This window comes from Microvirga sp. VF16, from assembly GCF_016864375.1.
In the GTDB taxonomy this organism is placed as follows: domain Bacteria; phylum Pseudomonadota; class Alphaproteobacteria; order Rhizobiales; family Beijerinckiaceae; genus Microvirga.
The window spans coordinates 752,063-772,025 of sequence record NZ_CP069354.1 but is presented as its reverse complement, the minus strand read 5'-3'; the positions used below and the strand labels follow the sequence as shown (position 1 = coordinate 772,025).

Here is a 19,963-nt window from a genome sequence, read left to right as displayed (position 1 = left end):
CATTCACGATCAGCGATTAGCAGAAATGAAACTTCGCAGCAGCGAGGAACGCCTGCGCCTGGCCATTGAAACGACAGCTTTAGGGATCTGGGATCAGGATCTTGTGACAGGTTGCCGACAGTGGATGCCGGAAGCCCGCCAGATCCTGGGCCTGGCACCGGATGTCGACATCACCCGTGAGCTCGTCCTCGGCTGTGTCCATCCCGACGACCGCGAGCATGTGGAGAAGACGTTCTATGCCGATGAGCCTGGCGCCAGCTTGACCTATAGCGGCACGTTCCGGGTCATCCGTGCCGACACCGGTAACGAGCGCTGGGTTACGGCAATCGGCCGCACGATGGTGGATGAAAGTGGCCGGCCCATTCGCAAGATCGGAACGATCCAGGATATCACGGAACGCAAGCTCGCGGAGAATGCCCTTCGCTCAAGCGAAGAGCGACTGCGCACGAGGGAGGCCCACCTCCGATCCATTCTTGAGACCGTCCCCGACGCCATGGTTGTCGCGGATGAGAGCGGCATCATTCGCTCCTTCAGTGCCACGGCCGTGCATATGTTCGGCTATCAGCCGGAAGAGGTCATTGGGACCAACGTCAAGTTTCTGATGCCCCTGCCCTACCGGGAGCAGCATGACGGTTATATCCGCCGTTATCGCGAAACGGGGGAGCACCGCATCATCGGAAGTGGCCGCGTGGCCGTTGCCCAACGCAAGGACGGCTCGACCTTTCCAATGGAAGTACAGGTCGGCGAGATGGAATCCGATGGAGAGCGCTTCTTCACGGCCTTCATTCGCGACCTGACCGAACGCCAGAGAACCGAAACGCGGATGCAGGAGCTGCAATCCGAGCTCGCCTACATGTCCCGCTTCACGGCATTGGGCGAGATGGGGTCGACCTTGGCCCATGAGATCAACCAGCCCCTGACTGCGATCACCAGCTATCTCAAAGGCTGCGGAATGATCCTCAGCGGCGTCGATGGCGAGAAGGTTGATCTCGTTCGACATGCGGTCAACGAAGCGGCTGAAGAGGCTTTACGTGCCGGGGAGGTTATCCGGCAGCTGCGCGAATTCGTCGCCCGCGGAGGCAGCGAGCACCAGATCGAGGGGCTCCAGCGACTTGTCGAGGAGGCCAGCGCTTTGGCTCTGGTTGGGGCCAAAGAGAAGGACGTGAAGGTCGAGTTTGACTTCCCATCGGAAAGCCCGTTGGTCTTTGTGAACCGCGTTCAGATCCAACAGGTTCTGCTCAATCTCATCCGCAATGCCATCGAGGCGATGCAGGATGTGAACCTGCGTGAACTGACGATCAGAGCCAGGACCGTACAATCTGACGCTCTGGTTCAGGTCAGTGTGCAGGACACGGGATCTGGGATCCCGCCGGAGGTCTTGAAGAACCTCTTCAAGCCGTTTACGACCACGAAACAGAGTGGCATGGGGGTTGGCCTCTCGATCAGCCGAACAATCGTGGAATCGCACGGCGGTAAGATCTGGGCAGAATCCGTCCCTGGTGAGGGAACAATCTTCCATTTCACTCTTAGGACTGTCGATAAGGAGGACATGGCCAGTGTCGAACACGCCGATCGTGTATGTGGTGGATGATGACGTTGGAGTGCGAAAAGCTCTCTCGTTTCTGCTGGTATCGGCTGGTCTGAACGTTCGTCTCTACGAGTCTGCAAAAGCGTTTCTCGATGAGGTCAACGATCCAGGCAGATGCTGTATCGTTACAGACGTACGCATGCCTGGTATTGATGGCCTCGAGTTCATTCGCCGTCTTCACGGGCGTGGCCTTAATGTCCCGGTTGTCGTCATGACGGGTCACGCCGACATTCCTCTCGCGGTGGAAGCCATGAAGGCGGGGGCCATCGATTTCCTTGAAAAGCCGTTCAGAGAAGACCGCTTTCTGGAAGTGGTGCGCTTCGCGCTGGTTTGCGACGAGAAAAGTGTCCGCAAAAACCAGGAACTCCTTCGGACGCAAGCGCGGCTGCAATCGTTGTCTCAGCGGGAGCGTCAGGTTCTCGATGGCCTTGTCGCTGGAAAAGCCAATAAGATGATTGCACACGAACTGAACATCAGCATCAGAACGGTAGAGATCCATCGTTCCAATGTGATGTCAAAGATGGAAGCAAAGAGCCTCTCCGAACTGATCCGCATGGCGTTGTTTCTCGAGGTTGCAACCGGCAATTAAGCGAGTACGCCCGCATCGATACCCAAGGCTTGAGGCACACCTCACGGCTCAACCTTCAATTCAAAAATAGGGTGTTCTCATCAATAACTGTACCGCAGCCAGAGTCTGAATTGATGGAACCCCAAGCCCTCCCGCTCAATACCGTTTCCCCATAAGGCTCTGGTATCCGCATGCCTGAAGTTAGACGCATTCCCCCGACTCCTCGCGATCAGGTTGCGGAAGACTTGCCAAGTTCTGCCGGCGATGTTCATGTCGTTACAAACAACAATCGCTGGTCGCGCATCGTTTTTGACTTCAAGGACGTTTCCGGTGATGCGTGGTGCGAGTTCAGTTTTCAAGTCGCTTGGCATCAGGATGAGGAGGCTCAGGCCGTTCATGACTTTGCATCCGTCGGCATCGATTTCTTGACGGAAGACGGTTCAAGCATCGACTTTTCGTATGTTCCAGGGTTGTCGAGAACCCAGATCGATCCTCATAGCTACTATATAGCTGGACCAGTTTACTATGAACGAGGCTGCGAGCCTTTACAGTCAGGTCGCGTACAATTCGCCTTTTTCATCCCGGCTCCGGCACGGCATCTGACGATCAGAATTCGCAGCTGGCGCAACTCGCATCCGTTTACGGTCAGCGATCTTAAAATCCACCAAGCCGTTCAGCCATCAAAAGACGGCCAAGCGACGCATGTCGGCTCTCCGGTCGTTCGCTCGATCATACCGGTTTCACGCCGTACTTGGTGGGATCTAAGCACAACGCCGCAGTGGCAGCGCTACGGCATCGTTCCAGGCCAGCCTTTTGTCGTTCGCGGACAACTCATCAACTGGGGCACAGAGAGTGGCGGGACCTTGGCCCGCATCACTTTCCGTGATGCCCAGGGCAAGGAGCTGGCACCTCCCTATGAGGGCGTCCCATCCTCTCCTGCGGTTGGAACCTTTATCGATATTCCGGTCCACCGACAGACAAGGCGTTTCACGCTCGAACTGACACCTCCTGCACAGGCTGCAACAGTCGAGCTCGGCTTTCAGGTTTGGAAAGCTGAGTCTCTGATCAGCTTGGCGACTCCCCTTGAGGTCTCCATTGGAGACGATCTCCTGCTTGAGAATATTCTGAGAGAAGATAACCCAAGTGCACTTAGCTTCGTGGAAGATGTGTGCACTCGGCTCGGATGCCGACCGAACTCGGAAACGCTCAAGATACGCGCGAGCCCGGTTGATCAATTTATCTCTCCCGAAAGTCTCGGGCCTCTTGTCACCTTTCACGATCGCCTCAGGATCATCCAACATGGCGAAGCATCGACAATTGCCGATCGCCACCTAGCTCTTTGCGACCTTGAGCCATGGCCGATTCCTGAGGTCTTTGAGTGGACGGAAGATCCTTATCGATCCTCGGCTTGGCGCCTGGAATTCCAATCGCTTTCATGGATTCTCGATCTTGCAAGAAGTCCGGAACTCGGCGGGCCTGCGAGGGCAGCGGAACTCGCGATTTCCTGGTCACAGGCCAATCCTTGGGGCCAGCCCAAGGATCCTCTGAGCACCTATCCCTTGTCGATGGCTGTGCGCGCCGAGGTGTTGCTGCACCTGTTGACCTTGGGCGCAACCTCGAAAAGCGGCAAGGATCTCAAGCGTCAACGGGAGATCTTTGCCGAGATCGTAAGATATGGCTTCGCCCTGTCGGAAATTGTAAGTCAGAATATCTTCTCGCCCTCGATCATTCAGCTCCGCACAGCGTGCGCACTGATCGCCATCTCCCGTGTGTTTCCTCATTTTCCTATAGCTCCATACTGGATATCCGTTGCCCTTGCCCAGCTCCGAAGCGGTTTCGATCAACTGATCGGACCTGACGGTTCATCAATCGAGCAGTCTCTGCACTACCGACTTGAGATCGTTTCGATCGGTCTTCTTCTGGTTCATAGTCTCGCAGATGTACCGGGAACTGAAGAATTTCGAGAGCACATTAGCACGCGATTGAAGAATAGCCTCAAGGTCATCGTCGGGATTACAGATCCCGCCGGCATGCTTCCGTCCTTTGGAGACACGCTTCGCAGCCGCCATCATGCATCCTGGCTGCGTCGGTTGATCTCCGGCTACGGCCGATCTCTCCTGTCGGACGCGAAGCTGGCAGAGGAACTGTCGTATCCAACAGGTCCGAGAATGTTTGCCCCCGAAGGAGATGGTATTGTCGCCTTCAGGGACTATGATCGCAGACCTCATTGGAGTTATTTGTGTGCGTCATTCACTGAGCAGCGTCATGAGAACGGCCACTTCGACTGCTCGTCATTTGTGTATACGGCCCGTGGTGTCCAGTGGATCTCTGATCCAGGAGGAGCAAGCCTTTATGATTCCGGTCCAGCCCGGCATTATCTGACCTCCTCAAGCGCCCATAACGTTGCGGCTCCTGACGGGCGCGGGCAATCGTCCGGCATTGGCTGGATTGAAGCTCAAACCTCGCTTAACGATGCCAATATCGTCCGCATTGGGACGAATGTGTACGGCCCGAGCTACAATCACGCCCGGACCTTCATATGCTTGGACAATCTTGACGCTGTCGCGGTCTTTGATCGCTTCCAGAATTCCGGGGGGCTCATTTCATTCGAAGGACTACTTCACTTCGAAGAAAATATTGCGGTTGCTTTGGCGAATTCCAAGCTTGCCATCGGCTTTCGCAACAAAAGCCGCTTGCGCATCATCCCGCATCCGATCGCGGGCGAGTACAGCGGCATGGCCATTCACAATGGTCGCAATGACCGCCCAGGATCTCTGCAGGGTTTTGTTTCTCACCCCCTCGGAGGCCTCCAACCAGCCAATGTCCTGAACTACAGGTTCTCTGGTTCCGACACTATCTGCGGAGGGGTCATTCTTACCATGACCGACCAAGGACTTCGGAGGATCGTGGATCTTTTGGCGCGCCCGGAGGTAAAGAAGCTTCTGGGGTGACTTATGCAAATATCAAGAGACCAGGCGCCCGCTGAGAGGCCTGCCGGGCGATATCTGCAAAAAACTACCCGGCCTCCAGAGAGGCCGGGTAGCGGATCGCACATTGATAGCGATGTCAGCTGAAAAGCGCGTCGATATCGTCCTGAGATGTCACGCCTTTGTCCGTTGTAAGAGCAGGACCATTCAGGAGAGCAGCATCCCCTTGCCGCCGCGCGTCGTCAATCGTCTCAACATCCTTGAAGCTCTCGAGGCCGCCCCAGATATCGATCATGTGATGGACACGCTCTTCGACAAATCTCATCGCATTGACGACTTTGCTGATGCGTTGTCCGGTAATATCCTGGAAGTTGCAAGCTTCGAATATGCTGATGACATGATCCAAGATTTCGCGGGCGATCTCCTGATCCCCTCCGGAGAGACGAGATGACAGGTTGCTGGACAGTTCGTCGACCTTCTCAGCCGCGGCCAGAATTGAATTGGTCGCGGTTTCCGTGCCGAGAACGATAGCTCCGAGCTCATCGGTCACTCTCGTGATTTCCTGCCCTTGAGCGCCTGCGTAGCGAAGCGTCGCAATTTCTCTCTTCGTCCGCTCTATGGCCTCATAAATCGAGTCCAGCTCCACCTTGAGGCGGAGGGCTTCCTGCATATCCCGACGATGCTCTTCCAGCAGAGAGGTCGATATCTCGCGTGCCGGAACGATCGATTCCTTGATCGTTCCGAGCATGCTCATGATCTCGGAGTGCCGCTCCTGCGTTCCTTCATCATACGAGAGCGTAGCCATGCTCGCCTCGATGCGATAGCTCTTATGTGGCTTCATTGCCGTCGCTCACAACCGGTTATCCGCTGAAGACAGCGCTGATCTTGGTTCGCAGCGTTTCAGCATTGAACGGCTTGACGATGTAGTTGTTAACACCAGCCTTCTTGGCCGCGACAACGTTCTCGGTTTTTGCCTCAGCCGTGACCATAATAAATGGCAGCGAGCTTAGCTCGGCGTCAGAACGCACCTGTTGTAGCAGTTCATAGCCCGTCATGGGGGCCATGTTCCAATCGGAGATCACAAGACCGTATTTCTTGGCCTTCAACTTCTCCAGCGCCGCCTGCCCATCGGAGGCATCGTCTACATCATTGAAACCGATCTGCTTGAGAAGATTGCGAAGAATTCTAACCATCGTCTGATAGTCGTCGACGACGAGGACAGGGGTAGAAAGATCAAGACTCACGGCATTACACCCTCAGTAAACATAGAAGTGGAGATGGGCCACTAGACCCATTTTTATGCGGCTTCCCGCTCGGTTTCGAATGCCAGAACGGCGTCGACATCGAGGACGATCAGCAGTTTGTCATGTAGCTGATGCACCCCTTGCGAGAGGCCGACCCAGCCTCGGTCCATGTGAACCGGGTTGGGCTGCATCTCATCCGCGTCGAGCTTGAGCACCTCTCCCACTTCATCCACGAGCAGGCCGTAGGCCTCCCCATGGTTTTCAAGACCAACGGCCATCCGCCGTTCTGCACCGCTGGAATCCCCTAATCCGAGACGACGGCGAAGCGAAACGGCAGTAACCACGCGGCCACGCAGATTCAGAAGACCTGCGATTTCTCCTGGCGCGAGTGGAACCGTCGTCATCTCACTGACGACGAAAACATCGTGAACCCGGCTTATCGGAAGGCCAAGCAGCTGTCCTGCAACCGTGACCGTCACGAATTCCATCTGCTTGGAATTCGTTTTCGTTACACCGGAAGTGATCGGTTCGATTGGTCTCATGGTTACGCAGCCTCTTCAAACGATGCATTGATCTCAGCCAGTGCGGAGAGCAGGCCCCGGCGGTCAATTTTCGAAACAATCTCGGAAATTCGCAATTTCCTCGCCAAAGCGATCTGCTGCGCATCAGGTTTGACGGTCATCCCGATAACGGGTGTCGAGCTATGATGCGGATCGGCGCGCAACGACGCGACGAGCGCAAATCCGGAATGCCCTGAAAGCTCCAGATCCGTCACGATCACATCGACCTGCAGTCCATTGGACAGGAGGCGAACTGCCTCCTGGGCCGTCGCTGCCGTCTGAACGCGATAGCCGGAGGCCTTCAGAACCGGAACAAGCATGTCGCGGAAGAAAGTCGAACTGTCGACCAGGAGCAGAGACTTATCCGGCCCATCACGACGATCCTTGCGCGACCAGGTCTCGAGGACCATGGGCAGGTAATGCGCAACGTTGACGATCTCGGTCGTGCGACCGCGAACGACCGCCGACCCGACCAGATCGGATCGCTCCGCAAGCAGTTCCACGTCGAGCTTGTCCTCGACGATATCCACGATCTCGGCAACGGCAAGGCCCATGGAAACGTCGCCATCGGAGAACACCAGCAGGGATTGCATGCCTTGCCGCTTGATCGCGAGCTCCTCATCGCAGGAGACCAACGGCATCAGGCGTCCACGGTATTGAACGACCGGCCGACCGCTCGACCACTCGATGGTAGAGGCCTCGATTTCCTCGAGGCGCGTCACGAGGGAAAGCGGGACGGCCTTGAGGCTCTCGCCTCCGCCGCGGAAGACAAGCAGGCTTGTCATTTCGTCTGCCGCCACGATCGTCTGCTCGAGACCTGCGTCGCTCTGGAACTCGTCACTGTCAGCGCCCGATCCGACCATACGGGCAAGCCCGTTGGGATCTATGATGAGGACGACGGCGCCGTCGCCCAGGATCGTGTTGCCGGAGAAGAGCTGGATGTGCCTGAGCTTGGAGGACATCGGCTTCACGACGATCTCCTCCGTATGGAAGACACCATCGACGAGAATGCCGAAGCGCTGGTGGGCAACCTGGGTCACAACGACGAAGCCATGATTGGCATCCTCGTTGCCGGAAAGGCCCATGACCTTCGAAAGTGGGACAATCGGCAGCAACCGATCGCGCAGGCGCAGGATCGGCGTTCCGTTTATGCGCTCGATGGAATGCTCTGAGGTGGGCGATACTCTCACCAATTCCGAGACAGCCACCTGCGGGATAGCAAACCGCTGGTCCTTGGAGGCCACGATGAGGGCCGCGACGATGGCCAGGGTCAGCGGGATCTTAATCATGAAAGTCGTTCCACGCCCCTGTTCGGAGCGGATATCGACAGTGCCGCCAATGAGCTCGATATTCGTCTTGACGACATCCATGCCGACGCCACGCCCCGACACCGACGTGACTTTCGCTGCTGTCGAGAATCCAGGATGGAAGATGAACTTGGCCACCTGGGCATCGCTCATGCGTTCCACTTCGGCGTCGCTGGCGATGCCTCTTTCGACAGCCTTCTTCCGGATGGCCGCGAAATTCAGTCCCTTGCCGTCGTCGGCGATCTCAATCGTGATCGAGCCACCTTCATGATAGGCATTGAGACGGATCGTTCCCTTCTCGGGCTTTCCAGCCGCCTTGCGGTCGGCCGGGCTCTCGATGCCATGGTCGGCCGAGTTGCGGACCATGTGCGTGAGAGGATCCTTGATGACCTCCAGCACCTGCCTGTCGAGCTCGGTGTCGGCGCCCTGCATGACAAGCTCGATTTTCTTCGAAAGCTCGTTCGAGAGATCGCGGACGACACGCGGGAGCTTCTGCCACGCATTGCCGATGGGCTGCATGCGAGTCTTCATGACGCCGTCCTGCAACTCGGCCGTGACCTGCGACAGGCGCTGCAGGGGCACCTTGTAGCCGTGGTCCTCGGAGCTTCTCCGGGCAATCTCAAGCAACTGATTCCGGGTCAGAACGAGCTCGGACACCATGGTCATCAGATGCTCAAGCGTATCCACATTGACGCGGATGGTTTGAACCTTACCGGCGATCCCTTCTCCGCTCTCGCTCGAATCCGAAGTTTCGGCGCTCTTTTTGGACGCCTGTGAGGGAGGCGGAGGAGCCGTCGCCTCCACCTTCGCGGCGCTTGCAGCAGGCTTCTCGATGACGAGGGGGGCGGGACCCGGAGCTTCGCGGAAAGCGCGCTCAAGTTCGTCGAGAGAAACCTCGCCGGGCTTCAAGGCTCGTTCGAGGACCTGATAGGTCAGCGTACCCGAGGACGAGACCTTTTCCGGTCCTGGCGCCTCTTGGAAAGCTCGCTCAAGCTCGTCCAAGGAGACTTCTCCCGGCTTCAGCTCACGTTCGAGCACCTGGTAGACCATCTGTCCCGAAGTTTGCTGTGGGGCCGACTGAGGAGCGGGCGCTGGAGCTACGGCTTCCTGCGAGGCCATCTTGTCCAGCATCTCGATCAGATCGTTGTCGGAGCCGTCCGGCTCTGCGCCTTGGCGCTCCAGCTCACCCAGGATCTCCTTGATCCTGTCGAGGGTCGCGAGAATCAGCGAGACGGCCGGAGTCGTGACGGGCATCCCATCACGGAACTTGCCCATGAGGGTCTCGGCCGCATGCGCAAGTGCTTCGAGACGCGGCAGACCAAGGAAACCGCAGGTTCCTTTGATCGTATGCACCAGGCGGAAGATGTTACTGAGGATGGCTTCGTTGTTAGGATCTTGCTCGAAGCGGACCATCTCCACGTCGACCGTTTCGAGATGCTCGTTGGTCTCGGTTAGAAACTCCAGAAGAAGGTCGTCCATTGCCGTATCTCAACTCTTACTACGCGACCTGACGGGCACAGATCATCGAGCCCCTCAAGATGGGTGAATCGTGCGGCCTTCACGCCGGCAAGAAAGAGCTGGACCTCATGTCCACGCTTGGAGAGTCGAAGGGCAGCATCCTGGTCTGCACTCAGGAACCGGCGAACATCAACCCAATGGCGAATGCCTCCGGACGGAGATTTGCAGCGTTCTTGTTGCGACTTTGTCTGGACAGCCCGGCATCTCTGAGAGCCGAGAAACAAAGATCCGGAACGCTTCCCCTACCCTTTGAGCCTCAATTATGACGTTGAGGAAGAATATGTCTCCGTTCCCTGCAATAAAGTTAACGCATTGAGGGACCGATCAACTAATTTCAGAATCTCAGGCCAATTACGGATGAATTTTTATGCTGTTGCACGTGAGGGCATCCGGCCAGCGCATCAGCGCACTCGGGCGAACGATCCGTGGTCATGCATCAGAGACCGCACCTGACGCCGGCCTAGAATGAAGGAGCGTGAGATCCAAACTCCTTCCTTTTAACTCCGCGTGATGATCGCATCATGGCCGTTGAAAATGAACAGCCACCCGCGAAGGTTCTATTTCGCGAGTGGCCCGTTTTTATCGTTCTAATCGTGAAACCGCGCCTGCTCTCTCGGTTCGCCGGGCCGCCTGGTCTCCAGCGAGCCGTCAACACTCAGGCTAGGAAGCCGCGCCGACGTAAGAGTAACCGATGTAGCGCTTTGCATCGATGGGATCATATCCAAGACGCTGGCGGAGCTTCTTGCGCAACTTGCTGATATGCCCCTCGACGACGCTGTCTTCGACATCGTCGCTGTAGATCCCATAGACCGCATCGAAGATCTGCTTCTTGGTCAGGCGATGGCCTCTCTTGCGAACCAGGTATTCGAGGATGTGCCGCTCGCGGCGCGGGAGCGCCAGAGGCAATCCATCGACCTCCGGATCGCGGCCGTCGAAGAAGACTTTGAGCCTTTCTGCATCGTTCTGCGGCTTCTTGCCGGCATTCGCATTCACTCGCCGCCAAACCGCTTCCGAGCGGGCAAGGATTTCGCGGACATGGACAGGCTTGCGAACGACGTCGTCGAATTTTGCCGTGAAAAGCTCCAGCGTCTCTTCAAGGGAGCGGACATCGCTCAAGGCAATGATCGGCGCCTTGGAGTAGCGACGAATGCTTTCCGCGGAGTGAACCCGCTCTTCGAAGCTGCCAAGCACGAAGCCCTGAACGGCTTCGAGATCGGAATTGGAGGCCGATTCCAGCCAGTCGTTAAATTCGTCTGCAAATAAGCCAAGGGAGGATATGCCTTCACGCTTGAAGCTCGCAACATATCCGGACGTTACCATCTGCCGGTCATCGACGACGATATACATTTTCTTCTGCCCCGCCTTAGTAATTAAGTGCGTTTTACGTATCTATTATTGCCGCTTGCAATTTTTTTACTCAACTTGTTCGCGATCTGCGGCGATGTCCAGAAGGTATATTTCGTTGCTCCCGCGGACAATACGTAAATAAAGGGAGCGCTCTCAGGGTTATGGTTAATGCCCCTTAACGAACCTTAAGCAGTTCTTACGACAGGTTTTGAGGGAAGCGGCCGACAGGCGCTTTCTCCGGCAGGCACACCAAGAGTCTGACAAGACAGATGTTTTTCCAGGAGCGACGTATCAGAGTTGCGAAGCCGTTCCCATACAGGGTTGCTTCGAAACTGAATCACTACGTATTTCCCGCAATTTCATCATACGTAGTTACACTCAGTCAGAGACGGGGCCGGCCTTCAGCGATAGAAGCGGTCTGACCGAATCTCATGGTGGGAGACCAGGATTCCACTACGCCCCAGCTAACCGTGTATGATTTAGTGCACGATGAAGGTTGCGTGAGGCATGTCTCTCTTCATGGCTGCAATTTAGAATCCTGACCTAAACTCCTGAATTGAGATTTGCTGCTTCAAGACAAGCATCAGATCCAGAAGTCATAACAAGCCCCGAGTGCGGTTCTTTGTTAACTGTAAATGATCGAGGAGTTCCGCCGCTTCTTGACCACGACCGGGCCAAAAAGTTATTTCTTGAACCGACTATAGTTCAAATTATTGCGGACAATACGTCAGTCAGCACTATGGCACGCCCTCTTTATGGGCCGGCATGACGCTCTGCCATTTTACCGGTTTTAAGCCCGGATATTCTGCAAGCGACGGATAGAGGTTCGCTCGAGGCATGATGCCATTCCGTTGTGTCGGTCAGACTCCGACATGTCCTGAATACTCAGATGCTTCCGAGCGGGCAGTTTTCGAATGGTAGAATGTTCTGGTCACAGCACTCTGCCTCCATGGAAGGAGGTCGACCGTCTTGCTGCACTCCAGAAGTTCGACATTCTGGATACCGGCCCGGAAGTTGAGTTCGACAGCATTGCAAAGATCGCAGCACAGATCTGCGACGCTCCAATCGCAGTCATTTCCTTCCTGGATGAGCACAGGCAGTGGTTCAAAGCCAGGATCGGCCTTGAGCTCGCCGAGACGCCCCGCGAGATCTCCATCTGCAACCATGCCATTCATCAGCCGGGATTGCTCATCATTCCCGACATGGCTGCCGACCCTCGATTTCGAGACAGACCCGCTATCGAGGAATGTGCTGAACTGTCCTTCTATGCGGGGGCGCCTTTAAGGACGAAGGGTGGCTTGCCGCTTGGGATGCTATGCGTCCTCGATCGTGAACCGCGCCCTCAGGGGCTGAGCGAACGGCAGAAAGAGGCGCTGATGGGCCTCGCTCAGGCCGTCATGACTCAGCTGGAGTTGAAACTCGCCACCAGGGCTGCAGCGGCCAGCGAAGAGTTCACGCAGCGTCTTCTGTCAAGTTCCGACGATTGTATCAAAGTCTTCGACCTTCAGGGTCGCCTCCGCTTCATGAGTCAGGGGGGCCTGCGTGCGATGGAGGTGACAGACTTCAGCACGATCGAGGGGCGCACCTGGACAGATCTCTGGAGCAGCATTGCCGGAGAAGAGGCATACGAAGCAGTCGAAAAGGCCAAGGCCGGCGGGACCGGCCGCTTTCAGGGCCCCTGTGCAACCGCGACAGGGACGCAGAAGTGGTGGGATGTGGTCATAACCCCCATCATGACCCGGAATGGAAGTCCGCAAGGCTTTCTGTGCATTTCTCGTGACATCACGGAGTTTCGGCGAACTGAGCAGAGCTTACGCAAGAGCGAGAAGCGTCTCCGCACGCTGATCGACGTCATGCCGCTCTCTTTCACATCGCCACAGGTGGTCTGGTTCAGCGATCCGGGCGGCGAATTCACATACTGCAACGATGTCTGGTACGAGTACACAGGCTTGCAGCCTGACAGGGGAAGCAAAGGATGGATCGCGGTCATCCATCCTCTCCATCGTAACCGGGTTCTGGAGCGATGGAAGGAGACGCTCGAAAGCGGCATATCCTTCGAACTGGAAATGCCTCTTCGCCGTGCATCCGACGGGATGTATCGCTGGTTCATTGTTCGGGGACAGCCCCTCAAGAACGAGCAAGGCAAGATTGAACAATGGTTCGGCATTGCCATGGATATTCATGAGCGCAAGCAATCCGAGCAGGCGCTCAGCGAGAGCGAGGAACGCCTTCAGCTTGCCCTGAAGGCTGCGCATATGATCGCGTGGGAGTTCAACCCACTCACAGGGGCCACGACACGGTCCGAGAACTCGCTTGCTCTCCTGGGCATCACGTCCGGAGCCGACAAGACCTTCATGACCGGGATTCATCCGGAAGATCGTCAGAGGGTAGAGAACTTTCTGGAGCGGATACAGATCAGCGGCTCGGACTCGGTTGAATGCCGCTATGTGATGCCGGGCGGTGAAATCCGATGGCTGCGGGCGCGGGCAGAGAAGGCGGGCCCCGATCGAATCGTAGGCGTCACGTTCGACATCAACGAGCAGAAGGAGGCGGAAGAGGAAATCTGGCGCTCGGCCAATCACGATGCGCTCACAGGCCTCCCCAACCGCAATCTCTTCCAGCGTCGCCTCGAGACGGCTCTTACCGCAGCCAAGCAAAGCGGCACGAGCATGAGCCTCCTGCTGATCGATCTGGATGATTTTAAGGATATCAACGATACCCTCGGTCATGACGCGGGTGACGCCCTGTTGCAGGAGACAGCGCGCCGTCTCTCCGCCATGGTCCGAGGGTGCGATACCGTGGCTCGGATCGGCGGCGATGAGTTTGCCGTGCTCGTCGTCGATCCGCTCAAGCTCGAGAATGCGACGCGCCTGGGTGCCCTGATTGCGGAGACGTTGCGCCAACCCTTCACTTACCAGAAACGAACCCTCGTCAGTCGCGTGAGCATCGGCATCGCAGCCTTCCCCGAGCATGACGGGACACCGGCGGAGCTGGTCAAGGATGCTGACATTGCCATGTACCAGGCGAAGTCTCAGGGCCGCAACCGGGTCGTTACCTACTCGCCTGAGATGCGCAGGGTCATTGAGCAGCGCGTTTCTCTGGGCCGAGGAATGCGTGAAGCAATCGCCAACGATGAGATTATCCCGTTTTACCAACCGAAGGTGAGCCTCTCGACAGGTGAGATCGTCGGTCTCGAAGCGCTGGCGCGCTGGCAACATCCGAGCAAGGGCATTCTAACACCAAGCTTCTTCGGAGCCGTCTTCGAGGACCATGAAATTGCAACCTCCGTCGGCAAGCTTCTGATCTCGAAGATTGCAGCGGATGTGCGCCAATGGCTCGATCAGGATCTGCCCTTCGGTCGCATTGCGCTCAACTTGTCTCCAGCTGAGTTCGGCCAATCGGGTCTTGTCGATAACATGTTGAGAACACTCGAATGGCTTAAGGTTCCGGCCGTCTTCTTCGAGGTCGAGGTCACGGAAACGGTCCTTCTCGGAAGAAACTCAAGCAACGTTTCTTCCGCACTTGCGCAGTTTCGCCAGCATGGTGTCCAGATCGCTCTCGACGATTTCGGCACCGGTTATGCCTCGCTGACCCATCTGAAACAGTTCCCGGTCGATCACATCAAGATCGACCGAAGCTTTGTGCGGGATCTGGAGCATGATTCCGATGATGAGGCCATCGTCGCCGCCGTCATCAGTCTCGGCCGAAGCCTGCAGCTTCAGGTGACGGCGGAAGGCGTGGAAACGCACGGTCAGGCGCGGCGCCTGCGTGAGTTGGGCTGTGACCATGCTCAGGGTTATCTCTATTCAAAACCGATGGCCGCGTCGCAGGTTCCAGATCTCCTGACACGCTGGAGTACAATGCTCGTGAAGCCCCGCAACGAGAGAAACGTCAAGCTGCTGAGCGGCTAGCGCATCGTGCGGACCCGAAGGGCCAGCCAAGAGAAGGGAGCATTCCCGCCTTCTGATCCTCGCGGCGTCGCTTGGAACGCCAGTCCTTGACCCATGTTATCCTTCAAAGCGCTCGAACGAGCCGATCAAAGGAGAATGCGGTCAAAAGGCTGGACGAGGAAAAGCGTATGGAGTCTCCTGTATTCAATCAGTCTTTAGCCCGTTGCCGGATCCTGGTGGTCGAGGACGAGTACTTCATCGCTGACGATATGGCCAAGGCCCTGGAAAAGCTTGGTGCAGAGGTCGTCGGGCCCGCTGCCGATCAGGAGAAGGCTTTGGCTCTTCTCTCGTCAGCGGAGCTGATCGACGCGGCCGTGCTCGATATCAACCTGCGCGGGGCGACTGTTTTCCCGATTGCGGACATCCTGATCGAACAGGGCGTGCCCTTCGTGTTTGCAACCGGCTATGCTCCGGCATCAGTGCCTCCAGTCTATGCTGGCATTCCCCGGTGGGAAAAGCCCTTCAATCCGGGCGACTTGGTCAGATCCCTGCCGAAGCTGGTCAGGGAAGCACAATAGTTCCCGGATCTGAGGCCACTGCTGCGCATGGCCTTCTTTCGACCCTGCCTGAACCTCCCAAGCTTGCATCGGTGTTGACCACTGCATCGTGCTAAGGTTGGGATGATAAGGCAAGGAGTCGTCCGGATGAGCGTTACCATTTCGAGCCCACGAATGCAGGCCCAGGTGTCCGAGAACGGCGCTGAACTCATTCGGCTCCAGGACAAGGAGGGCCGGGATCTTTTGTGGGACGGCAACCCTGCCTTCTGGACCGGGCGTTCTCCCCTGCTCTTTCCTGTCGTCGGCCGTGTGAGGAACGACCGCATACAGGTCGCCGGATCGGAATATGCGCTGCCGAAGCACGGCTTTGCACGCATCTCTCGCTTCGAGCCTGTAGAGGCCGATTCATCCCTGTGCCGCTTTCGCCTTAGTTCCAGCGAGGCCACGCTCAAGCAATATCCATTCCCATTCCAGCTCGACGTGTCCTACGGAATCGAGGACGCCACACTGACGATCACGGCATCGGTCACCAATACCGGTTCCGCGATTATGCCGGTCTCCTTCGGTTTCCATCCGGCGTTTCGCTGGCCCCTGCCCTATGGAGCGCCGCGCGACGTTCACGCGATCCGCTTCGAGCGTGATGAGCCGGCTCCCATCCGCCGGCCTGTCGACGGCCTTATCGGCCACGATGCCGAGGCCAGCCCCGTTCAGGCACGCGTGCTGTCCTTGCGCGACGATCTTTTCGAAACGGATGCCCTTGTCTTCGACCGTCTCGAGAGCCGTTCCGTCACCTATGGCGCACCGGATGGCGGTTCGATCCGCGTCGATTTTCCGGATATGCCGCATCTGGGCATTTGGACCAAACCCGGAGCCGGCTACATCTGTATCGAGCCATGGCAGGGTCACGCCGATCCCGAGGGCTTCGAGGGCGAATTCGCCACCAAGCCTGGCGTCGTTCTCGTTCAGCCAAGTGACACGCGAAGCTTCGAGATGACTATCACCGTCAGCAGCGCAGGCCTCGGAGAGATTTACCGCAAAGCTTGGTTTGTCGAGGTATGAGCCTGACCTCAATGGCTCGTCACGAGCTCGCGGATGTGCTGAACCACATCCTCGCTGGAATATGGTTTCGGCACAAAGCGCCCGTCATCGGGGATCTGCCCGCGATGGGGTTTGTGATAGGCGGATGAGATCAACAGAGAAATGTGCGGCCATCGCTGCTGAACGCTTTCAGCAAGGTCGAGACCATTCATGGACCCGGGCATATCGATATCCGTGAAGAGCACCTTTACGTCATCGGAACAGGATTCCAGCACGGCAAGGGCTATATCGGCATTGGCAGCTTCCAACACATGAAAGCCAGCATTCTGCAAATCGTCAGCCGCTGCCATCCGCACGAGGAGTTCATCCTCGACAAGCAGGACGACTGGGCTGTTATCTGAATAAGTGTTCATCATGTGCGATGGAACGAAACTAACCTATGTTAGTTCCTACTGCTCAGGTAGTTTTCCAAGCGGGGGAGCGGAACATGGCGTCGCACAAATTCAAGATTGGAGACCAAGTGCGCTTGGTCAAGTTCGCCAGCACGAATACCGTTGAGGCCTTTCTCAACATGGTGACGACCATCGATGTCACGCGGCCGCAGGAGACATGGGAGGTCACCCGCCTGCTGCCGGCGGATAGCACCGGCTTCCAGTATCACATCAAGGGCAACCAGGAAGGCCCGGAGCGCCTCGTACGGGAGGAGCAGCTCCAGCCCGCCTGACAGATCGGCCCTCTCATGAAGCGAGACCGGAAGCGCCGCTTGGCAGCGAAGTTACTGGCGGCGCTCCCTTTCAAACGTTGCAGCAACAGCCGTCTCAGCCCGCCTTGCGAAGTGGGGTTTCGGCAGCCTGATCGGGTACGGATTGGCTCCGCTTCCGGAAGTCGTGCAGCTCCTGCCGAACCGTATCGAGAACCGGATTGAAGGTCGGCCCGTGCTCCTTCGCAATCTCGACGAGCACATCGATCGCCCGGAGCAGACGCTCCTCGGTCACCGGCTCCCACTTGCGTCCTGACCACTCGTCCATCTCAGATCCTCCTCGGTGGATTGAGACAGACACTGGTCCAGAGAATCTTGCATCCGGGTTAAGGCCCACGATCAAAATACCGGCATGCACAGCCCGGTTCGCCCCTTCCTGACCCGGTCGCGCTCGCGGCCAGGCCCAGCGGTATGAGCGATCCCGGAACTGCTTGTGTCCGATAAGTGCGTGGAACCGCTGCGTGAATCGGGCAGTTTACGGTTGAGCCGGGCCATCGGGCCGGCACCCGATAAACGAGGCTGTGTCCGAGTATGGCGAATAACCCGGCTATTCAGCAATCTGGAGTGCGGCAATCCTCTTCTTTCTCGGCGGTCACGACCATGTGGGCCGTGGTTCTCGGATGGGCGCTCGTGCGCCTCGTGGCTGGCGGAGAGCGCCGTTCCATCCCGGCCGACGCCGGACGACCGTCCTCGCACCCGGCACGGGCCGCAGGACAAGCACGGAATACCGACTCGGACTTTGCGGAAAAGCAGCATGCTCCACCGCAGGCCGCCGCAGAGAAGGGGCGAGGGCGGAGCGCCGATACGCCAGCCGAGATCCCGGCGCGCGGATGGAAGGACATCCTCTGGCGCACCTATGAAGAGTTCGGCAAGGACCGCATCATGTCGGTTGCGGCCGGCGTGACCTATTACGCATTGCTCGCCGTCTTTCCTGCGATTGCAGCCCTCGTCTCCATCTACGGTCTCTTCGCCAATCCGGCGACGATCCAGGATCACCTGAATACCCTATCGGGCGTTCTCCCCGGAGGGGCTCTCGATATCATTCGCGAGCAGATTATCCGCATCGCCTCCCAGGGCGGCGGCACTCTCGGGTTCGGTTTCATCTTCGGCTTGGGACTGTCCCTCTGGAGTGCCAATGCCGGCATGAAGGCCATCTTTGATGCCCTCAATATCGTCTATGGCGAGGAGGAGAAGAGAAGCTTCATCAAGTTGAACCTTCTGTCTCTGACCTTCACCCTCGGCGCCATCGGCTTCATTCTGTTTGCGCTGGCCGGAATCGTGGTTCTTCCGATCATCCTCAACTTCGTCGGCATCGGTTCGGGAGCGGAGACGTGGCTCGCGCTCGCGCGCTGGCCACTGCTTCTGATCGGGATCGTGCTCGGTCTGTCTCTGATCTATCGCTTCGGCCCCAGCCGCGACAAAGCCGAGTGGAAGTGGGTGACGCCCGGCGGTCTCATCGCCGCTGTTCTTTGGCTCGCCGCCTCCATGCTGTTCTCATGGTATGTGGCGAGTTTCGGAAGCTACAACGAGACCTACGGTTCGCTCGGCGCCGTCATCGGCTTCATGACCTGGATCTGGATCTCGACCATGATCGTCCTGCTCGGCGCCGAGATCAATGCTGAGATGGAGCATCAGACGGCCAGGGACACCACCGAAGGCGCTCACCAGCCCATGGGCGTTCGCGGTGCGAAGATGGCCGATACGATCGGTGTGGCGAAGACCTAACGCTTCGATCAGGGAGAAACGTCTTCAGTCACTTTCCTGAGCGCATCTCTCGGACACATAGTCCATGCGCGCAGCGCTACCGGGCTCGACGCCTCTTTCCGCGCACCACTTCGCAAAGCTATCTGGCTCGATGATGATGCGTGCGATCCGAAGCCCCGCCTGCCTGCCGACATCTTCGTTGTTCTGAGCCGCAGCCAGCCAGGCATTGTAGGTTGGGGCAAGATTGTGTCGATCGGCCATCATGTCACGGATGCGGGGATAATCCTCTCGACGGTACCAGGGCAGTCCGATCCGACGGGGCGCATCCGCCATTCACGAATCTCCGGACAATCGGCACCGAACCCACCTCGAAGAAGGTCCGGTGCCGCAGCATTCTTTCAGCTCAGCAAGTAGAACACCGCCGGAGCGGCCGTCAGCAGCCCGGCTGTCGTGAACAGCATGAGCCGATGATCGGGATTCGCGATGCGATGAACCTTCCGTGCCGTTGAGCCTGCTTCCATGCTCCAGCCATTCATGCAGGAGCAGAGAAGGCGATGGGAGGCCCCCTCGGACAATTCGAAGAATTCCATGGCATCCCCGAGCGTGTCGCCCTTGAGGCCAGCAGCCCGCAGGACCGGATCCTCGAAGGCGACCGTGATGGGGGATTCGTCGGACCTCAGCTCCGGCCGTTTGTCCTTGGGGACGAACTCGATCTCGCCCAGAGACCTCAAGCGCCGTTTCGGCTGGCGCTCCAGAACTTCGGCCCAACGCTCGAGGCGTTCGCGGCGGGACAGGAAACCTTGATTGAACTCATGCACTTCAGCGACGCTACGCAGCTTCTCTACAGGCTTGTGTTCCATAGGTATTCTCCTGCAAGGGAGCCGACCCTCGAAACCAGGGCCGAGCCCAGGGAACCCTATGATCGCGCAAGTCCCTGGCTTTTTTGCGTCAAAGT

The 19,963-nt window shown here is 57.6% G+C and carries 17 protein-coding genes; 8 read left to right on the top strand and 9 right to left on the bottom strand.

What is annotated here, in order from left to right; translation table 11 throughout:
* Nucleotides 1–25 precede the first annotated feature (25 nt).
* The 3 genes from JO965_RS47680 to JO965_RS03650 all read left to right on the top strand — a co-directional run bounded on the left by JO965_RS47680 (nt 26) and on the right by JO965_RS03650 (nt 5,107).
* Nucleotides 26–1,591 carry a PAS domain S-box protein gene (locus tag JO965_RS47680; protein WP_246776843.1) on the top strand — a complete coding sequence of 522 codons (1,566 nt, stop codon included), beginning with the start codon at nt 26–28 and terminating at the stop codon, nt 1,589–1,591.
* A complete protein-coding gene (fixJ, locus tag JO965_RS03655) occupies nt 1,557–2,177 on the top strand; it encodes a response regulator FixJ (RefSeq protein WP_203442360.1) in 621 nt (206 codons plus the stop codon). The genes JO965_RS47680 and fixJ overlap by 35 nt, the downstream gene beginning before the upstream one ends.
* Nucleotides 2,178–2,347: 170 nt before the next feature.
* Nucleotides 2,348–5,107, top strand: a complete 2,760-nt coding sequence (locus tag JO965_RS03650; protein ID WP_203442359.1) for a heparinase II/III family protein — start codon at nt 2,348–2,350, stop codon at nt 5,105–5,107.
* A gap of 115 nt (nt 5,108–5,222) precedes the next feature.
* Here JO965_RS03650 and JO965_RS03645 read toward each other — a convergent pair whose 3' ends face one another.
* The 5 genes from JO965_RS03645 to JO965_RS03625 all read right to left on the bottom strand — a co-directional run bounded on the left by JO965_RS03645 (nt 5,223) and on the right by JO965_RS03625 (nt 11,059).
* On the bottom strand, nt 5,223–5,924 hold the full coding sequence (locus JO965_RS03645; protein ID WP_203442358.1) for a protein phosphatase CheZ: 702 nt from the start codon (nt 5,922–5,924) through the stop codon (nt 5,223–5,225).
* Nucleotides 5,925–5,943: 19 nt separating this feature from the next.
* A complete protein-coding gene (locus JO965_RS03640; RefSeq protein WP_203442357.1) occupies nt 5,944–6,327 on the bottom strand; it encodes a response regulator in 384 nt (127 codons plus the stop codon).
* Between the two features lie 53 nt (nt 6,328–6,380).
* On the bottom strand, nt 6,381–6,869 hold the full coding sequence (locus JO965_RS03635; protein ID WP_203442356.1) for a chemotaxis protein CheW: 489 nt from the start codon (nt 6,867–6,869) through the stop codon (nt 6,381–6,383).
* A 2-nt stretch (nt 6,870–6,871) separates the two neighbouring features.
* Nucleotides 6,872–9,673 carry a hybrid sensor histidine kinase/response regulator gene (locus tag JO965_RS03630; RefSeq protein ID WP_203442355.1) on the bottom strand — a complete coding sequence of 934 codons (2,802 nt, stop codon included), beginning with the start codon at nt 9,671–9,673 and terminating at the stop codon, nt 6,872–6,874.
* Between the two features lie 699 nt (nt 9,674–10,372).
* On the bottom strand, nt 10,373–11,059 hold the full coding sequence (locus tag JO965_RS03625) for a response regulator transcription factor (RefSeq protein WP_203442354.1): 687 nt from the start codon (nt 11,057–11,059) through the stop codon (nt 10,373–10,375).
* A gap of 914 nt (nt 11,060–11,973) precedes the next feature.
* Between JO965_RS03625 and JO965_RS03620 the strand changes: the two genes are divergently transcribed.
* The 3 genes from JO965_RS03620 (at nt 11,974) to JO965_RS03610 (ending at nt 16,565) form a co-directional block, all read left to right on the top strand.
* Nucleotides 11,974–14,970: an EAL domain-containing protein gene (locus tag JO965_RS03620; RefSeq protein ID WP_203442353.1), complete on the top strand. Its 2,997-nt coding sequence runs from the start codon at nt 11,974–11,976 to the stop codon at nt 14,968–14,970.
* 167 nt (nt 14,971–15,137) lie between these two features.
* On the top strand, nt 15,138–15,527 hold the full coding sequence (locus JO965_RS03615; RefSeq protein WP_203442352.1) for a response regulator: 390 nt from the start codon (nt 15,138–15,140) through the stop codon (nt 15,525–15,527).
* Nucleotides 15,528–15,653: 126 nt separating this feature from the next.
* Nucleotides 15,654–16,565, top strand: coding sequence for an aldose 1-epimerase family protein (locus tag JO965_RS03610; RefSeq protein WP_203442351.1), 912 nt, complete (start codon nt 15,654–15,656; stop codon nt 16,563–16,565).
* Nucleotides 16,566–16,573: 8 nt separating this feature from the next.
* Here JO965_RS03610 and JO965_RS03605 read toward each other — a convergent pair whose 3' ends face one another.
* Nucleotides 16,574–16,894 (bottom strand): response regulator, encoded by a 321-nt coding sequence (locus JO965_RS03605; RefSeq protein WP_371826860.1) that lies wholly within the window; start codon nt 16,892–16,894, stop codon nt 16,574–16,576.
* A 137-nt stretch (nt 16,895–17,031) separates the two neighbouring features.
* On the opposite strand from JO965_RS03605, the gene JO965_RS03600 reads away from it, so the two are divergent.
* On the top strand, nt 17,032–17,268 hold the full coding sequence (locus tag JO965_RS03600; RefSeq protein WP_203442349.1) for a hypothetical protein: 237 nt from the start codon (nt 17,032–17,034) through the stop codon (nt 17,266–17,268).
* A 94-nt stretch (nt 17,269–17,362) separates the two neighbouring features.
* On the opposite strand, the gene JO965_RS03595 is transcribed toward JO965_RS03600, so the two are convergent.
* Nucleotides 17,363–17,572: a hypothetical protein gene (locus JO965_RS03595; RefSeq protein WP_203442348.1), complete on the bottom strand. Its 210-nt coding sequence runs from the start codon at nt 17,570–17,572 to the stop codon at nt 17,363–17,365.
* A 263-nt stretch (nt 17,573–17,835) separates the two neighbouring features.
* On the opposite strand from JO965_RS03595, the gene JO965_RS03590 reads away from it, so the two are divergent.
* The gene (locus JO965_RS03590) at nt 17,836–19,029 is read left to right on the top strand and encodes a YihY/virulence factor BrkB family protein (protein ID WP_203442347.1); all 1,194 of its coding nucleotides are present in this window, start codon (nt 17,836–17,838) and stop codon (nt 19,027–19,029) included.
* A 24-nt stretch (nt 19,030–19,053) separates the two neighbouring features.
* On the opposite strand, the gene JO965_RS03585 is transcribed toward JO965_RS03590, so the two are convergent.
* Both JO965_RS03585 and JO965_RS03580 read right to left on the bottom strand, forming a co-directional pair.
* Nucleotides 19,054–19,341 carry a hypothetical protein gene (locus JO965_RS03585; RefSeq protein WP_203442346.1) on the bottom strand — a complete coding sequence of 96 codons (288 nt, stop codon included), beginning with the start codon at nt 19,339–19,341 and terminating at the stop codon, nt 19,054–19,056.
* Nucleotides 19,342–19,406: 65 nt separating this feature from the next.
* Complete coding sequence (locus JO965_RS03580; protein ID WP_203442345.1) at nt 19,407–19,868, bottom strand: hypothetical protein; 462 nt, start codon at nt 19,866–19,868, stop codon at nt 19,407–19,409.
* Nucleotides 19,869–19,963 lie beyond the last annotated feature (95 nt).

Excerpts from the sequence above, each read along its gene's own strand:
- JO965_RS47680 (WP_246776843.1), top strand. The coding sequence starts at position 26 with ATGAAACTTCGCAGCAGCGAGGAACGCCTGCGCCTGGCCATTGAAACG.
- JO965_RS03650 (WP_203442359.1), top strand. The coding sequence starts at position 2,348 with ATGCCTGAAGTTAGACGCATTCCCCCGACTCCTCGCGATCAGGTTGCG.
- JO965_RS03645 (WP_203442358.1), bottom strand. The coding sequence starts at position 5,924 with ATGAAGCCACATAAGAGCTATCGCATCGAGGCGAGCATGGCTACGCTC.
- JO965_RS03635 (WP_203442356.1), bottom strand. The coding sequence starts at position 6,869 with ATGAGACCAATCGAACCGATCACTTCCGGTGTAACGAAAACGAATTCC.
- JO965_RS03630 (WP_203442355.1), bottom strand. The coding sequence starts at position 9,673 with ATGGACGACCTTCTTCTGGAGTTTCTAACCGAGACCAACGAGCATCTC.
- JO965_RS03625 (WP_203442354.1), bottom strand. The coding sequence starts at position 11,059 with ATGTATATCGTCGTCGATGACCGGCAGATGGTAACGTCCGGATATGTT.
- JO965_RS03620 (WP_203442353.1), top strand. The coding sequence starts at position 11,974 with ATGGTAGAATGTTCTGGTCACAGCACTCTGCCTCCATGGAAGGAGGTC.
- JO965_RS03615 (WP_203442352.1), top strand. The coding sequence starts at position 15,138 with ATGGAGTCTCCTGTATTCAATCAGTCTTTAGCCCGTTGCCGGATCCTG.
- JO965_RS03610 (WP_203442351.1), top strand. The coding sequence starts at position 15,654 with ATGAGCGTTACCATTTCGAGCCCACGAATGCAGGCCCAGGTGTCCGAG.
- JO965_RS03605 (WP_371826860.1), bottom strand. The coding sequence starts at position 16,894 with ATGGCAGCGGCTGACGATTTGCAGAATGCTGGCTTTCATGTGTTGGAA.
- JO965_RS03600 (WP_203442349.1), top strand. The coding sequence starts at position 17,032 with ATGGCGTCGCACAAATTCAAGATTGGAGACCAAGTGCGCTTGGTCAAG.
- JO965_RS03595 (WP_203442348.1), bottom strand. The coding sequence starts at position 17,572 with ATGGACGAGTGGTCAGGACGCAAGTGGGAGCCGGTGACCGAGGAGCGT.
- JO965_RS03590 (WP_203442347.1), top strand. The coding sequence starts at position 17,836 with ATGGCGAATAACCCGGCTATTCAGCAATCTGGAGTGCGGCAATCCTCT.
- JO965_RS03585 (WP_203442346.1), bottom strand. The coding sequence starts at position 19,341 with ATGGCGGATGCGCCCCGTCGGATCGGACTGCCCTGGTACCGTCGAGAG.
- JO965_RS03580 (WP_203442345.1), bottom strand. The coding sequence starts at position 19,868 with ATGGAACACAAGCCTGTAGAGAAGCTGCGTAGCGTCGCTGAAGTGCAT.